This is a genomic window from Lutibacter sp. (genome assembly GCF_021647475.1).
Classification (GTDB): domain Bacteria; phylum Bacteroidota; class Bacteroidia; order Flavobacteriales; family Flavobacteriaceae; genus Lutibacter.
This window is the reverse complement of sequence record NZ_JAKIUR010000011.1, coordinates 1-15,121: the sequence shown is the minus strand read 5'-3', so window position 1 is coordinate 15,121 and position 15,121 is coordinate 1. Positions and strand designations below refer to the sequence as shown.

Sequence of the window (15,121 nt, the reverse complement as noted above, 5' to 3'; positions counted from 1 at the left end):
TTAGTCTTTTTTAATTAAAATGTTAGATGCTTGGTTGTTACGCAGTGCAATAGAAGTTTCTTTTATTAAATAGGCGGTAGGTTCTTTTAATGGGTTTATCAAATCAATACTTATTTTTGCTCCTTTTACAAAACCTAAATCCAATAATCTTCTTCTGCTTTCACCTCTACTTTCTTTTGAAAGCCCAATTATAGTTGCTGTTTCCTGTTCTTTTAAATTGGTAAGTCTAACTAATTTGTTTTCATCTAAATGGTGTTTTTCAATTACGTCAATAGTTAAATTTTCGGCTACTTTTGGCGATAATTTAAACTCTTCACCTTCTGCATAAAAAGTAACACGAGTAGCATTATTTTCCAATACTTTAATATGAGATCCAATATGAATATTTTCAGCTAAAATTTGTTTGTAAGCTACTTCAGGTTCATCTTCAATATGAACAATTTTACCTATAGTGTAAATGGGTAAACTTGATAAAGGAACGCCATTAAGTATTGCCATTTTCCCTGATTGTGAAGGAATTGGATCTCCGTGTGGATCAAATTTAGGTTCACCTAATTGAGCCGCTAATAAATTAGCTTCCTCTGTATTTAACTGGTGTTCTTTTTGTTCTGCTCTTTCGTGCCATTCTAATTTATCATAACCAGTTTTTTCCGCTAAAAATTTTTCCCATAACCGATGTACTCTAATAATTCGTAAAGCATATGCTCTTCCATTATTAGTTAATTTTATTTTTTCATTTTCAACCTCAATGAAGTGGTTAGAAATCATTTTTTCAATACTATTTTGAATAAGGTTTGTTTTAAAATTTAATTTAGAGGTAAGCTCACTTTTTGTAACTATTTCCCCATCATTTTCAGAATGATAAAGTAATTTTAAAATATCTTCAACAACTGTTTTTTCATTAGTATTATAATTGTTTTTAACAATCCAAAACCAACCTTTTTTTGGTCTAAATAACAAGTATACCAATACTATAATTATCAGAAAAATTAATAATGCGTTAAGTGGATTATAAGTAACCATTAGTTTTTTATATATAAGTTTTTAGCTACATTTTCTGAAATAATTAACTGTTGATTATTGTAAGCTATTTTAAATGAATTATCAAAAGATTCCATTTCAATAACCTTAATTTTTACACCTATTTCTAAATTATTTTTACTTAAATACTTTAGAAATTTATCAGATGAATCTTTAACATGAATAAAAACACCTTCTTGGTTAATTTTAAATTGAGATAAATCAATCATTTTTATATTTTTTATTTTTCCGTTTTTAGTAGGAATAGGATCTCCGTGTGGGTCTAGTGTTGGAAAATTTAAAAAAGCATCTAAATTGGTAATTAGTTTTTCAGATTTAATATGTTCTAACTCTTCCGCTAACTCATGCACTTCATCCCAATTAAAATTTAATTTATCTACTAGAAATACTTCCCATAACCTATGATTTCTAATAATTGAAAGTGCAATTTGTTTTCCTTTAGAAGTTAAAGTAACACCGTAATATTTTTTATAATTTATAAGATTTTTAAGTGCTAATTTTTTAAGCATATCCGTTACAGAAGAAGCTTTTGTATTTAACGCTTTAGCAATTGAATTGGTAGAAGCACCTTTTTTATGAGTTAAGCTAAATTTATAAATTGCTTTTAAATAATTTTCTTCTGTAAATGAATTCATCAAACTAAATATTTAGGCAAATCTAATTAATATTTTTAGATTAATCTAAAAATATAGCATTTAAGATTAAAATTGTAATTATTATTTCGCTTGTTCATAATAAAATAAACAGTACTTTTAATTTTTAAATAAAACCGTTAATTGGAACTAAAACTTCAAATACAAACACTTCCAAATCAACCAGGTGTTTATCAATATTTTGATAAAGATGAGGTAATTTTATATGTAGGAAAAGCAAAAAACTTAAAAAAAAGAGTGTCTTCTTATTTTACTAAAACTCATGAAAACGGTAAAACAAGAGTGCTTGTAAAAAAAATAGTTTCTATAAAACACATTGTTGTTAACTCTGAAACTGATGCACTTTTATTAGAAAATAATTTAATTAAAAAGTACAAACCACGTTATAATGTTTTACTTAAAGATGATAAAACTTATCCTTGGATTTGTATTAAAAAAGAACGATTTCCACGTATATTTTTAACCAGAAATGTTATTAAAGACGGCTCAGAATATTTTGGACCATATACTTCAGTTAGAACTGCCAGAGCTTTGTTGGACCTAATTAAAGAGTTATTTCAATTACGAACTTGCAATTACGATTTAAGCGTAAAAAACATTGAATCAGGTAAATATAAAGTCTGTTTAGATTATCATATTGGAAACTGTAAAGGTGGTTGCGAAGGACTCCAAAAAGAAGAAGATTATAAAAAAGATATTGATGCTATTCGCAATATTATTAAAGGAAATATTAAACAATCTTTATTATTATTTAAAAATTTGATGCATCAATTTGCTGATAATATGGAGTTTGAGGAAGCTCAAAAAATTAAAGAAAAAATTGATTTATTAGCCAATTACCAAGCAAAATCTACCGTTGTAAATCCAACCATTACTAATGTTGATGTTTTTTCGCTTATTTCGGATGAAACTTTTGCCTATGCCAATTTTTTTAAAATTGTAAATGGTTCAATTATACAATCGCATACCACTGAAATTAAAAAGAAATTAAACGAAACAGATAAAAAATTATTAGAGCTTTTTATTGTTGAAATTAGAACACGATTTAATTCACAATCTAAAGAAATTTATGTTCCGTTTAAAGTAGATTTAGGAGAAAATTTGAAAGTAACCATTCCAAAATTAGGCGATAAAAAACGGATTGTAGAATTAAGTATTAGAAACGCAAAATATTACCGCCAAGAACGATTTAAACAAATAAATATTGTGGATCCAGACAGGCATGTAAATCGGATTATGGCTCAAATGAAAAAAGATTTACGACTGTCAAGTGAGCCACGCCATATTGAATGTTTTGACAACTCAAATATTCAAGGAACCAATCCGGTTGCCGCTTGTGTAGTTTTCAAAAATGGAAAACCTAGTAAAAAGGATTATCGTCATTTTAATATAAAAACGGTAGTTGGACCAGACGATTTTGCTTCTATGGAAGAAGTCGTTTTTAGACGCTATAAACGATTAAAAGAAGAAGATGAACCTTTGCCACAACTTATAGTTATTGATGGTGGAAAAGGGCAATTGTCTTCCGCAGTAAAAAGTTTAGACGTTTTAGGATTGCGGCATAAAATTGCCATTATAGGGATTGCAAAACGATTGGAAGAAATCTATTATCCGAATGATTCCATTCCTTTGTATTTGGATAAAACTTCTGAAAGTTTAAAAATAATTCAGCGACTGAGAGATGAAGCACATCGGTTTGGAATTACGCATCATAGAAATAAACGCAGTAAAGCAGCACTAACCAATGAATTAGATCAAATTTCTGGGATTGGTAAGCAAACAATTGTATCTTTAATGAAGCATTTTAAATCAGTAAAAAGAATTAAATTAGCATCGTTTGATGAAATTGAAAAAGTGGTAGGTAAAAATCGTGCTAAAAAAATAAAAGAACATTATCAAAAAAAAGATACATGAAAAAACTGTTAATTTTACTTTTAATTATTTCAAGTTTATCTATTTTTTCTCAAAATGAACCAAAGGGAAAAGATATAAAAGTGGGTTTAGTTTTAAGTGGAGGCGGAGCTAAAGGATTTGCCCATGTTGCAGCCATTAAAGTATTAGAAGAAGCAGGTGTTAGGATTGATTATGTGGGAGGTACCAGTATGGGAGCAATAGTTGCAGGTTTATATGCTGCAGGTTATAACGGCAAACAATTAGATTCTATATTACACGCTATAAATTATCAGAAAATTCTTTCTAGAGAATTGCCTCGTAAATCTAAACCGTTTTATGAAAAAGAAAACGGAGAGAAATATGTTTTAGTATTGCCAATAAGAAAGGGAAAAGTTGGAATACCCGTGGCGTTATCCGGAGGGCAAAATTTACTTAATTTATTAACTAGATTAACCCAACAAGTCAATAATATTAATGACTTTAATAAATTACCCATCCCTTTTTTATGTGTTGCAACTAATTTAGTAACAGGAAAACAAGAAGTTTTAAGAAAAGGATTTTTACCATTAGCTATGAAAGCAAGTGGTTCTTTTCCAACATTATTAGCTCCAGTAGATATTAACGGAAAACTTTTAACAGATGGCGGAATTGTAAATAATTTTCCAGCAAAAGAAGTTAAAGAAATGGGAGCAGATATACTAATTGGTGTAGATACACAAAGTGGTTTAGACAAAAAAAATAATTTAGATTCAGCAATAAAAATTTTAAATCAAATTGTTGGATTTCAAATTAGTGAAAATGGAAAAGGAAAAGATAAATTTGTAGATGTACTCATAAAACCTAATGTAAAAAAATACAGCGTAGTTTCCTTTGATAAAATTGATGAAATTATGAAAGAAGGAGATAGTGCTACTCGTACTAAAATGATTGTTTTAAAAGCAATAGCAAAGCTGCAAATAAAGAAAAAAAGACCTTTTATTAAAAATAATTTCAAACAAAAATTTGTAATTAAAAAAATTGAAATAATAGGTAATAAAAACTATACTAGAGCTTATATGCTTGGTAAGTTGAATATTAAAAGACAAGATTCTACAAACTATGATAAGCTAGAAAGTTGTATAAATAATATTGCTGCAACGGGTAATTTTGAATCGGTACAATATAATATATTAGTAGGTGATGATGGAGAAACGATACAGTTTAAAGTGAAGGAAAATGAAATTTCCAGCTATTTAAAATTGGGTATTCATTATGATGATTTGTATAAAACAGGAGTTTTGGTAAATTATACAGCAAAGCATTTACTAAATAAAAATGATGTACTATCTACAGATATTATTTTAGGAGATAATTTAAGGTATAACTTAAATTATTTTATTGATAATGGTTTTCATTGGAGTATTGGTGCTCGATCTCGATTTAATGAATTTAGTGCCAATGTTAATTTTGACGATGTCAACGTAAATAAAATTAATATAAATTATAGTGACTTTACCAACCAATTATATATTCAAATCGTTTTTAACCGCAAATTTGCTCTTGAAATTGGTGCAGAGCAGAAAAATATTAAAGTTTATACAGAAACTATTAGCACGTTAGATTCTATTCCTTCAAACTCTAGTAGATTATATTTTGATAAATCTAATTATTTTAATTTTATTGCGTCTATTAAAATAGACACCTACGATAAAAAATATTTTCAAAAAAAAGGTTTTTATTTAAATACAGATTTTAAGTGGTTTTTAAAATCTTCAGACTACAATAAAGACTTTGTTTCATTTTCCCAATTAAAAGGAAAAATAGGAGTTGCCTATACTTTTTTTAATAAACTTACCACTCATTTTATTTCGGAAGCAGGTTTAACAATTGGTGAAAACAGAAATAGAGTGTTAAATTTTAATATAGGAGGTTATGGCGAAAACTTTATTAATAAATTTGCACCTTTTTATGGTTATGATTTCGCAGAATTAAGTGCTAATTCCTATTTGCGATCTGCACTAACATTAAGATATGAGTTTTTACCAAAAAATTATTTAATGGCTACAGCAAACTATGCACGTGTTGAAAAAGATATATTTAACAAAGGAAGAATATTTGAAAACACAAAATCTGGGTATATGGTTGGGTATGGCTTAGATACTTTTTTTGGACCTGTAGAAATAAACTATGCTTGGTCGCCAGAAAATAACTCAAATTTCTGGTATTTTAACGTTGGATATTGGTTTTAAAAAAAGCCCTGCAAATATATATTTGCAGGGCTTTTTACTTGATATTGTATGCCTTATTTTATTTTACCATTATTATCGGTAAAATCAAATTTTAAATATTGGTAAGCATCTCTTGGTAAAATTTTAATCCACTTTTTATATTTGGTAAACCATTTTTGTTGTATAGATGGCAACCCTTTTTTTAGATAAGCCGCAATAAAAGGATGTGTATTTAATATTATCTTTTTATGCTCGTTTGAATGAACTAGCTTATCAAGCTCTGCAGTAATATTATTAATTAATATAATAGGAGCTTCAACTTCACCATTTCCACTAGGGTTTGGTTCCGTTGTTTTAATTACCATTTCAGGTCTAACTCGTTGTCTGGTAATTTGTATTAAGCCAAATTTACTTGGCGGTAATATTTTATGTTTGGTTTTATCGAATGCCATTTCTGCTCTTAAATAATCAAACAATTTTTGTCTGTGTTCCGCAGTTTGCATATCAATAAAATCTACTACAATAATTCCTCCCATATCTCTAAGTTGTAATTGGCGAGCAATTTCTGAAGCAGCAATTAAATTAACTTCTAAAGCAGTGTCTTCTTGTGATGAAGATTTATTGGAACGATTTCCACTATTTACATCTATTACATGAAGTGCTTCAGTATGTTCTATAACTAAATAAGCACCTTTGCTCATAGAAACTGTTTTACCAAAAGAAGTTTTGATTTGACGTTCAATGCCGAATTTTTCAAAAATTGGAACTTGTGCTTTATATAAACTAACAATTCCTTCTTTTTTTGGTGCAATTTCTTGTAAATATTCCTTTATTTCTAAAAATAAAGTTTCATCGTTTGCCACTATATTGGTAAATGAATCATTAAAAACATCTCTTAAAATTGAGGAAGCTCTATTTAATTCACTTAAAACCTTTACAGGAGTTTGATCTGCTTTAGTAGATCTAATTTTTTTACACATTACAATCCAACGATCTAATGAGTTTTGTATATCTCTATCTAATTCTGCTACTTTTTTGTTAACTGCAACAGTTCTAATAATAACTCCAAAACCTTTGGGTTTAATACTTGTAACTAATCTTTTTAGACGTTCTTTTTCTTCTATGTTTATAATTTTCTGTGATACAGAAACTCTGTTTGAAAAAGGAACTAACACCATAAATCTACCCGCTATTGATATTTCTGAACTTAAACGCGGTCCTTTGGTAGAAATAGGTTCTTTAACAATTTGTACTAATGTTTTTTGACCTGATTTTAGTACATCAACAATACTTCCATTTTTGTCAATATCGTTTTCTAATTTAAAATTTTTTAAAGTGTAATCTTTTATTTTACCTGTGCTAATACCTTTTATAAATTTATTAAGCGAAAGTAATTTTGCACCTAAATCATGATAATGTAAAAAACCATCTTTTGTATAACCTACGTTAACAAATGATGCATTTAAACCTGAAAGTGTTTTTCCTATTTTAGCAATAAAAATATCGCCTACTGAAAATTTATTTCCGTTAGATTCTGTGTTAAGTGCTGTTAATTTACCGTCTTTTAATAAGGCGAAATCAATATCAGAGGAATTCGATCTAATTATTAATTCTGTTTTCACTCTGTATTGTTTTTATGTTCAAATTATTATTTTGAACTATTTATAAATAATTTATTTTTAACAGGATTTTTTTTAATACCCAACAATAATTACAAATTTTAGTTTGTAACTATCTATTTCAATGAACTTTTAAAATGAAAGAAAAAGTAAGCATTGCTTACTTTTTCTTTTTGTGCCTATTAGCTCTAGCTCTTTTTTTACGTTTATGAGTAGAGATTTTAGTTCTCTTTCTTTTTTTACCACTTGGCATAATAAAATGTTATTTTTTGTTAATAATATTGTTATGTTTATTTTACTTTAACATTGCTTTTTACACCTTCAACAAAAACTTTTGCAGGTTTAAATGCAGGTATGTTATGAGCAGGTATTTTAATAGTAGTATTTTTTGAAATATTTCTACCTGTTTTTTCAGCTCTTGTTTTAATAATAAAACTACCAAAACCTCTTAAATAAACATTAGTTCCTTTTTCTAATGAGTTTTTTACCTCTTCCATAAATGCTTCAACTGTGGCTAAAACATCAGCTTTTTCAATTCCAGATTTATCTGAAATACTAGATACGATTTCTGCTTTCGTCATTTTCTTATATAATTATATTGTTATACTAAAATTAAGACGGCAAATATAGGACTTATTAATCAAATTTAAAAAGTTAATTCACTAAATTTTAATTGATTAAAACATGTAATTTTGCAAAATACTAATAGTAATGATGAATTTTTCTAATCGTTTAATATCGTGGTATTTAGCTAATAAAAGGGATTTGCCTTGGCGGAACTCCAACAATCCGTATTTTATTTGGCTCTCTGAAATTATTTTACAACAGACCAGAGTAAGTCAAGGAATACCATATTATTATAGGTTTATAGAAAAATTTCCTACTATTTTTGATTTAGCAAAAGCACCTGAACAAAAGGTTTTAAAGTTATGGCAAGGTTTAGGATATTATTCACGAGCTCGAAATTTACACTTTTCCGCCCAATTTATAGTTAATGAATTAAATGGTGAATTTCCTATTACCTATAAAGAATTATTAAAACTAAAAGGAGTTGGTGATTATACGGCATCAGCAATTGCTTCTATTTGCAATAATGAAAAAACTGCGGTTGTAGATGGAAATGTGTATCGTTTATTAGCTCGTTATTTTGGTGTTTATACCGCAATTAATACTTCCAAAGGAATTAAAGAATTTAAATTAGTTGCTCAAGAACTAATAGATGCTAAAAACCCAGGAACTTTTAATCAGGCAATTATGGAGTTTGGAGCAACTGTTTGCTTACCTAAAAATCCGAAATGTGATAGCTGTATATTTAATGATAGTTGTGTGGCTTTATCAAAAAATGAAATTAAAAAATTACCTGTTAAAGAAAAAAAAGTAAAAATTAAAAAACGATATTTTAATTATTTAGTTTTTAAAACAACATCAAATAATACATTATTAGAACAACGTACCAGTGGAATATGGAAAAATTTATATCAATTTCCTCTTATAGAAACTAAACAAGAAGTTGATGAAAGTGAACTTATAGCTCATAATGAATTTTTTAAAAATTATAATTATAAATCTATCACAATAAAACTGTTTAATAGTAAAACAAAACCACACAAATTATCTCATCAACACATTTATGCAAAATTTTGGATTTTAGAAACTAACGATACTAATAAAATTTCTTACAAGTGGGAAACTATTAAAAAATATCCTGTACCTTTATTAATTGATAATTTTATAAACGAATTTATTAACTTTTAAAAAAATTAGTACTTTTGAGGACTATTTAAAAACTAAAAAAATGGCTGGTACAGTAAACAAAGTAATTTTAATAGGACATTTAGGTGATGAAGTAAAAATGCACTATTTTGAAGGTGGAAATGCTATAGGAAGGTTTCCAATAGCCACTAATGAAACTTACACTAATAAACAAACTGGTGAAAAGGTTAGCACTACAGAATGGCATAATATTGTAGTTAGAAACAAGCTTGCTGAAATTTGTGAAAAATATCTTAAAAAAGGAGATAAAGTATATTGTGAAGGACGTATAAAAACGCGTCAGTGGCAAGGAGAAGATGGTTCTAAAAGATATACTACTGAAATTCATGTGGTAGATATGACGTTTTTAACTACTAAAAATGATTTGAATGCTCCAGATTCAGATACAGCTCCAAAAAAAAATGAAGCCGTAAAGCCAGAACCTCCAACAAATAATGTTGATAATGATGATGATTTACCATTTTAAATTTAATTAAAGTCACATAAATTGGATCCAGAACCCGCGTTTTTAGATTTATTTTCTACGTTAACTATTAATTATTGGTTTATAGCAAGTATTATAATTTTGCTGTTACTTCTATTGTTTTCGGCTTTAATTTCAGGTGCTGAAGTTGCTTTCTTTTCACTATCGAAAACAGATTTAAATAAGGCTTCAGAATCAAAATCATCTACCCAAAATATTGTAGCAAGGTTGTTGCTTAAACCCAAAAAATTATTAGCAACTATCTTAATATTAAATAATTTTATAAACATTTTAATTGTTTTAATTTTTGTTTATGTTGGTAATACCATATTTGTAGGGATTAACTCTGAGGTTATTAAATTTTTGGTTGAAGTAGTATTAGTTACTTTTTTAATTTTGTTATTTGGTGAAGTTTTACCTAAAATTTATGCCACAAGAAATTCGCTTAAGTTTGCTGTGTTTATGGCAATTCCTCTAAAATTTTTAAACTCTTTATTAAGTATTGTCAGTTTACCTTTAATGGGTTTAACCAACATTGTAGAAAACAGATTAGGTAATAAAAAATCTAATTTATCAGTTGAAAACTTATCAAAAGCATTAGAAATCACATCAACAGAAAATACCACTAAAGATGAACAAAAAATTTTAGAAGGCATTGTAAGTTTTGGAAATACTGAAACCAATCAAATTATGACTCCTCGTATTGATATATTTGCCTTAAAAAATGATGAAAAATACGAAGATGTTTTAGATAAAATTATTAAAAACGGATTTTCCAGAAATCCCGTTTATAAGGAAAACATTGATGAAATTATCGGAGTTTTATATGCTAAAGATTTGCTACCACATTTAAATGAGAAAAATTTTAACTGGCAAAGTTTGCTTAGAGCACCTTATTTTGTTCCTGAAAACAAAAAATTAGATGATTTGTTAAAAGAATTTCAAGAAAAGAAAAATCATTTAGCCATTGTAGTTGATGAATATGGAGGCACAAGTGGAATTGTTACTTTAGAAGATGTAATTGAAGAAATTGTAGGCGATATTAGTGATGAATTTGATGATGATGATTTATCGTATTCTAAATTAGACGCCAATAATTATTTGTTTGAAGGTAAAACCAATTTGAAAGATTTTTATAAAATTTTAGAATTGGAAGATACAAGTAATATTGAAGAAAATAAAGGAGAATCTGAAACCATTGCTGGTTTTATTTTAGAAATTCATGGAAAATTCCCTAAAAAAAATGAAATTATAAAATTTCATCAATTTAAATTTAAAATAGAATCCAAGGATAATAAACGAATTAAGCAGGTGAAAGTAACTATTAACACTCCAAATTAATACCCATGAAGAATTTATTTTATGGATTAATTTTAGTAGCTATAATTAGTCTTTTTAGTACTTGTAACACAAATGTTTTACCAAAGCCAAAAGCGTTTTTAAGCCTAAAATATCCTGCAGCATCTTACCATAAAATAAGTGATAATTGCCCTTATCAATTTGAAATATCTAATCAGGCTAAACTTATAGAAAAAAATAAATGTTGGGCAATTATTGAATATCCAAAATTAAAAGCTACTATGTATATTACTTATAGAAAAGCAAATAATAATTTGGATGACATATTAAATGAAGCTGAAAAATTCACCTTTAAACATGCCAAAAAAGCAAATGGGATTACTGATATTGCCTATATTAATTATGAAAAAAAAGTATTTGCAAAATTATATAATGTTGAAGGAAATGTAGCTTCTAACATTCAGTTTAGGGCAACAGATAGCATTAAAAATGTGTTAGCAGGAGCATTATATTTTTATGTTGAACCCAATTATGATTCTATTTTGCCAGCCATAAAATATATTGAAAAAGATGTTACTCATTTAATAGAAACATTGAGTTGGAAAAATGAAAAATAATAATTTTAAATATACAAAAACCATAAGAATTTGGTTGATAATAGGTTTAATAATGCTTGTTGGTCAAGTTATTTTAGGTGGTATTACAAGGTTAACAGGTTCGGGTTTATCTATAACTAAATGGGATGTTATTACAGGAGTAATTCCTCCGTTAAATCATAGTAGTTGGATTCACGAATTTGAGCTTTACAAACAAACGCCTCAGTTTCATAAATTAAATGCTTCATTTACATTACACAATTTTAAATTTATTTATTTCTGGGAATATTTTCATCGTTTATGGGTACGTGCTTTAGGTTTTATATTTTTAATTCCGTTTATCATTTTTGTTATAAAAAAGCAAATTAACTCATATTTAATAAAACGATTAGCAGTTGTTATTTTACTAACAATTTTAACAGCTTCAGCAGGTTGGATTATGGTTTTAAGTGGTTTTGTAAATAGGCCGTGGGTTAACGCTTATAAATTAACCTTACACTTTATATTAGCGGTACTTGTTATAACGGCTATGATTAAAACAATAGCGGATGTTTATAATTTTGGAATGAAAGTAAAACTAAAACCGCATAAGTTTGTTGCCATTGTTGTTGGAATTGCTTTTGTACAAATGATTTTTGCCGGATTAATGTCTGGTATGAAAGCGGGATTGTATTATCCTTCTTGGCCAGATATGAATGGGGAATTTATTCCATCGGTATTAAAAAATGCAGGTAACTGGAATTTTTCAAATCTTAGTAATTATGATCGATTTTTATTTGCACCAGCACTTATACAATTTATGCATCGATTTTTAGCATATTTATTAGTTATTCTAACAGTTGTAATGTTTTATAAATTAAGAAATAAAGTAAGTAATAATTTAAAAAAATGGATTCAATTTCCATTAGTTTTAGTATTTGTTCAAGTAGTTTTAGGAGTGTTAATGGTGTTAAATGTACAAGGTAAAATACCTTTAATATTAGGAGTTACCCACCAACTTATAGGATTATTGTTTTTTATGAGTTTACTTTTCTTATTTTTCAAAACAAGAGAATTTAAAGTATAAAAAAACCCCAACAAACGTTGAGGTTTTTATTTAATTTTTTAAAAAGGGAGTTAATTTTTAACAGCTTTTTTAACAGCATCAACACCTTTTTTAACATCAGTTTTAACACCTTCTACAGTTTCTTTAGCCGCATCAACAGCATCATTTACTTTTGTTGCAAGGCTATCAACAGTTGTTTTAACAGTTTCTTTTACTGAGTCAGTTTTCGCTTGTACTGCTTCAACATTGGCTTTAACGGCATCTTTCATGTCGCCTTTTTTTACATCTTTACAAGAAATAGCAATTATGCTCACTAAAGCAATTGCTACTAAAAATTTAATTTGTTTCATTTGATTGATTTTATTGTAATAACAAATAAACAATAAATTTATTGTTTACAAACTAATTTAGTTAACTTTTTTTATAATTGAGTCAATTTCAGTAGTTTTAGTAGCCTTATAAATATCTCCACCTGCAATTCCATTTATTTTTTTTACAATATCATTTTTACTTAATTTATTAGCATCATAAGTAAAAATTCCTTTTTTGGTGTCAAAATTTACTTTGGAATACGTTACACCATCCACTTTTGATAATTTAGATTGAATGGTACGAGCACAGCCAATTTCACAAGTCATACCTTTAATATCAACTTCAACACTTTTTAAGTTAGTAGCAATCTGTTCTTTTGCAGGTTTAGTTTTCTCTGGCTTTATTGAAGATTTTTTATCTCCACAGGAAATAAAAATTAAAGTTAGAATTAGTAAAGTGATTATTTTCCTCATAATGTTTTTGATTGATTTTTTTACGAATGTATAAACTTATACCTTCTATTCCGAATTTTTATTCGAATTTTGCATTTTTTAAGATGAAAACAGAACAAAATAATTTAAAGTGGACTTATTTAATTGTGCTCTCCTTAATTTGGGGAAGTTCTTTTATTTTAATGAAAAAGGCATTATTAGGATTAACACCAATTCAAGTTGGAGCTTTTAGAATAATAATAACAGCTATTTTTTTATTAATAATTGGATTTAAAAAATTACTTAAAATAAAAAAAAAGGATTGGTACTATTTAACATTAAATGCATTATTAGGAACATTTTTTCCGGTTTTTTTGTTTGCTTATGGAATAGACAAAATTGACAGTTCTATTGCATCTATTTTAAATTCGTTTACTCCGTTGAATACATTAATTTTTGGAGCTTTGTTTTTTGGTTTTAGCTTTAGTAAAAGACAGGCATTAGGGGTCTTTATTGGTTTGGTTGGTACTGTGATGTTAATTTTTAAAGGAGCAGAATTACACCCTAATCAAGATTATTTTTATGCAGTTTTTATATTGATTGCCTCTGTAGGATATGCATTAAACGTAAATATTTTAAAAAAATATTTACAAGATGTTGATGCCGTTGGTATTGCCGTTGCTAATTTTGTATTGCTGATTATTCCTGCAGTGATTATTTTATGGAATACTCATTATTTTGAAACCTTTAAAGCAACTAATACTAACATAATGGCATTGGTGTATATGATTGTTTTATCAGTTTTTGGAACGGCTATAGCGAAAATAATGTTTAATAGATTGGTGCAAATATCTACGCCAATATTCTCATCTTCAGTAACCTATATAATTCCTATTGTAGCTGTAACTTGGGGAGTTTTAGATGGAGAAAAAATATTGTTTACTCAATTTATTTCTGGGTTTGTAATTTTATTTGGAGTTTATTTAGTAAATAAATCGGAATAAAAAATGCCTCTAAAAAAAGAGGCATTTAATAGTATATTTAACTCGTTGTGCATTTTGACTCTTTAAACATCCTGTTACGTCAATTCCTTTAGATTAGCAAACTGATAAAAACATTTAAATTTGTTAAAAGAAAAAGAATGGGGTGTGTTTTAGCCCCTATAAAACAAGAGTAATCTTTTAAATTTCGATTATTAATTATGCTGCTATATTTTTCATTAAAATTAAGTGTTTATCTTCCATCCATTTTTCCATAGGAGTAATTCTCCCTAATAAGCCATGAAGCCTTTCGTTGTTATAGAAAATCACATATCTTTTTAGTATTTGTTCAATTTGCCCAAAATTCATGTACTCAAATCGTTGAAATATTTCCTTTTTTAGTATTCCATGATATGCTTCTATGTGTGCATTTTCTTCAGGTGTAGCTACGTGAGTAAATTCTTGACTTACACCTATCAAACCTAAATATTCACGTACACTTTTAGCTATAAATTGACTTCCGTTATCACTTCTAATAACTACACTTTCCGGATATTGATATTCTTCAAATAAACGGGAAAGGAATGATATTAGATGCGTTTGTTTAATGGTAAAAGAAAAATAGTCTTTTAAAATTCTACGGGTATGTACATCAATAATAGACAGTAAATAAGCATTCTTCCCAACATTTGGAATCCACACCATTTTTATATCCATCTCTAAGCATTCCATAGGTCTAGAGGTAATTACTTTTCTGAATTTTACAAATTTACGACCAGAACCACTCCTGTTTATTCTGTGTTCTAGTT

15 protein-coding genes are annotated in these 15,121 nt (G+C 27.5%); 8 read left to right on the top strand and 7 right to left on the bottom strand.

Annotated features, from left to right (window positions below):
* Together L3J60_RS04185 and L3J60_RS04180 are read right to left on the bottom strand one after the other, a co-directional pair.
* On the bottom strand, positions 1-1,023 hold the full coding sequence (locus L3J60_RS04185; RefSeq protein WP_291974236.1) for a metal-dependent transcriptional regulator: 1,023 nt from the start codon (positions 1,021-1,023) through the stop codon (positions 1-3).
* Positions 1,023-1,676, bottom strand: a complete 654-nt coding sequence (locus L3J60_RS04180) for a metal-dependent transcriptional regulator (protein WP_291974235.1) — start codon at positions 1,674-1,676, stop codon at positions 1,023-1,025. The genes L3J60_RS04185 and L3J60_RS04180 overlap by 1 nt, the downstream gene beginning before the upstream one ends.
* Before the next feature lie 141 nt (positions 1,677-1,817).
* On the opposite strand from L3J60_RS04180, the gene uvrC reads away from it, so the two are divergent.
* Both uvrC and L3J60_RS04170 read left to right on the top strand, forming a co-directional pair.
* Complete coding sequence (uvrC, locus tag L3J60_RS04175; protein ID WP_291974234.1) at positions 1,818-3,608, top strand: excinuclease ABC subunit UvrC; 1,791 nt, start codon at positions 1,818-1,820, stop codon at positions 3,606-3,608.
* On the top strand, positions 3,605-5,815 hold the full coding sequence (locus L3J60_RS04170; protein WP_291974233.1) for a patatin-like phospholipase family protein: 2,211 nt from the start codon (positions 3,605-3,607) through the stop codon (positions 5,813-5,815). Before uvrC ends, L3J60_RS04170 begins: the two co-directional genes overlap by 4 nt.
* Before the next feature lie 53 nt (positions 5,816-5,868).
* On the opposite strand, the gene L3J60_RS04165 is transcribed toward L3J60_RS04170, so the two are convergent.
* Positions 5,869-7,416 carry a ribonuclease E/G gene (locus L3J60_RS04165; RefSeq protein ID WP_291974232.1) on the bottom strand — a complete coding sequence of 516 codons (1,548 nt, stop codon included), beginning with the start codon at positions 7,414-7,416 and terminating at the stop codon, positions 5,869-5,871.
* 287 nt (positions 7,417-7,703) lie between these two features.
* Entirely contained in the window at positions 7,704-7,994 is a 291-nt protein-coding gene (locus L3J60_RS04160; RefSeq protein ID WP_291974231.1) for an HU family DNA-binding protein, read from the bottom strand.
* Positions 7,995-8,127: 133 nt separating this feature from the next.
* Here L3J60_RS04160 and mutY point away from each other — a divergent pair, with 133 nt between their 5' ends.
* The 5 genes from mutY to L3J60_RS04135 are packed head-to-tail and all read left to right on the top strand — an operon-like array spanning position 8,128 to position 12,610.
* Entirely contained in the window at positions 8,128-9,168 is a 1,041-nt protein-coding gene (mutY, locus tag L3J60_RS04155; protein WP_291974281.1) for an A/G-specific adenine glycosylase, read from the top strand.
* A 40-nt stretch (positions 9,169-9,208) separates the two neighbouring features.
* A complete protein-coding gene (gene ssb, locus L3J60_RS04150) occupies positions 9,209-9,652 on the top strand; it encodes a single-stranded DNA-binding protein (RefSeq protein ID WP_291974230.1) in 444 nt (147 codons plus the stop codon).
* Between the two features lie 21 nt (positions 9,653-9,673).
* Positions 9,674-10,990, top strand: a complete 1,317-nt coding sequence (gene gldE / locus L3J60_RS04145; RefSeq protein ID WP_291974229.1) for a gliding motility-associated protein GldE — start codon at positions 9,674-9,676, stop codon at positions 10,988-10,990.
* A gap of 5 nt (positions 10,991-10,995) precedes the next feature.
* On the top strand, positions 10,996-11,565 hold the full coding sequence (gene gldD / locus L3J60_RS04140) for a gliding motility lipoprotein GldD (protein WP_291974228.1): 570 nt from the start codon (positions 10,996-10,998) through the stop codon (positions 11,563-11,565).
* Complete coding sequence (locus L3J60_RS04135) at positions 11,555-12,610, top strand: COX15/CtaA family protein (protein WP_291974227.1); 1,056 nt, start codon at positions 11,555-11,557, stop codon at positions 12,608-12,610. The genes gldD and L3J60_RS04135 overlap by 11 nt, the downstream gene beginning before the upstream one ends.
* 50 nt (positions 12,611-12,660) lie before the next feature.
* Here the strand turns inward: L3J60_RS04135 and L3J60_RS04130 are convergent, their stop codons facing one another.
* On the bottom strand, positions 12,661-12,939 hold the full coding sequence (locus tag L3J60_RS04130; protein ID WP_291974226.1) for a hypothetical protein: 279 nt from the start codon (positions 12,937-12,939) through the stop codon (positions 12,661-12,663).
* Positions 12,940-12,996: 57 nt separating this feature from the next.
* Entirely contained in the window at positions 12,997-13,374 is a 378-nt protein-coding gene (locus L3J60_RS04125) for a heavy metal-associated domain-containing protein (RefSeq protein WP_291974225.1), read from the bottom strand.
* 83 nt (positions 13,375-13,457) lie between these two features.
* Here L3J60_RS04125 and L3J60_RS04120 point away from each other — a divergent pair, with 83 nt between their 5' ends.
* Positions 13,458-14,336, top strand: a complete 879-nt coding sequence (locus L3J60_RS04120) for a DMT family transporter (RefSeq protein ID WP_291974224.1) — start codon at positions 13,458-13,460, stop codon at positions 14,334-14,336.
* Positions 14,337-14,531: 195 nt separating this feature from the next.
* On the opposite strand, the gene L3J60_RS04115 is transcribed toward L3J60_RS04120, so the two are convergent.
* Positions 14,532-15,121 (bottom strand): DDE-type integrase/transposase/recombinase (locus L3J60_RS04115; protein WP_291974223.1); only part of this gene is annotated, 590 nt, incomplete at its 5' end.

What these genes read in the sequence shown, in the direction of transcription:
- L3J60_RS04185 (WP_291974236.1), bottom strand. Translation starts at nt 1,023, where the DNA reads ATGGTTACTTATAATCCACTTAACGCATTATTAATTTTTCTGATAATT.
- L3J60_RS04180 (WP_291974235.1), bottom strand. Translation starts at nt 1,676, where the DNA reads ATGAATTCATTTACAGAAGAAAATTATTTAAAAGCAATTTATAAATTT.
- L3J60_RS04170 (WP_291974233.1), top strand. Translation starts at nt 3,605, where the DNA reads ATGAAAAAACTGTTAATTTTACTTTTAATTATTTCAAGTTTATCTATT.
- L3J60_RS04160 (WP_291974231.1), bottom strand. Translation starts at nt 7,994, where the DNA reads ATGACGAAAGCAGAAATCGTATCTAGTATTTCAGATAAATCTGGAATT.
- mutY (WP_291974281.1), top strand. Translation starts at nt 8,128, where the DNA reads ATGAATTTTTCTAATCGTTTAATATCGTGGTATTTAGCTAATAAAAGG.
- ssb (WP_291974230.1), top strand. Translation starts at nt 9,209, where the DNA reads ATGGCTGGTACAGTAAACAAAGTAATTTTAATAGGACATTTAGGTGAT.
- gldD (WP_291974228.1), top strand. Translation starts at nt 10,996, where the DNA reads ATGAAGAATTTATTTTATGGATTAATTTTAGTAGCTATAATTAGTCTT.
- L3J60_RS04135 (WP_291974227.1), top strand. Translation starts at nt 11,555, where the DNA reads ATGAAAAATAATAATTTTAAATATACAAAAACCATAAGAATTTGGTTG.
- L3J60_RS04130 (WP_291974226.1), bottom strand. Translation starts at nt 12,939, where the DNA reads ATGAAACAAATTAAATTTTTAGTAGCAATTGCTTTAGTGAGCATAATT.
- L3J60_RS04125 (WP_291974225.1), bottom strand. Translation starts at nt 13,374, where the DNA reads ATGAGGAAAATAATCACTTTACTAATTCTAACTTTAATTTTTATTTCC.
- L3J60_RS04120 (WP_291974224.1), top strand. Translation starts at nt 13,458, where the DNA reads ATGAAAACAGAACAAAATAATTTAAAGTGGACTTATTTAATTGTGCTC.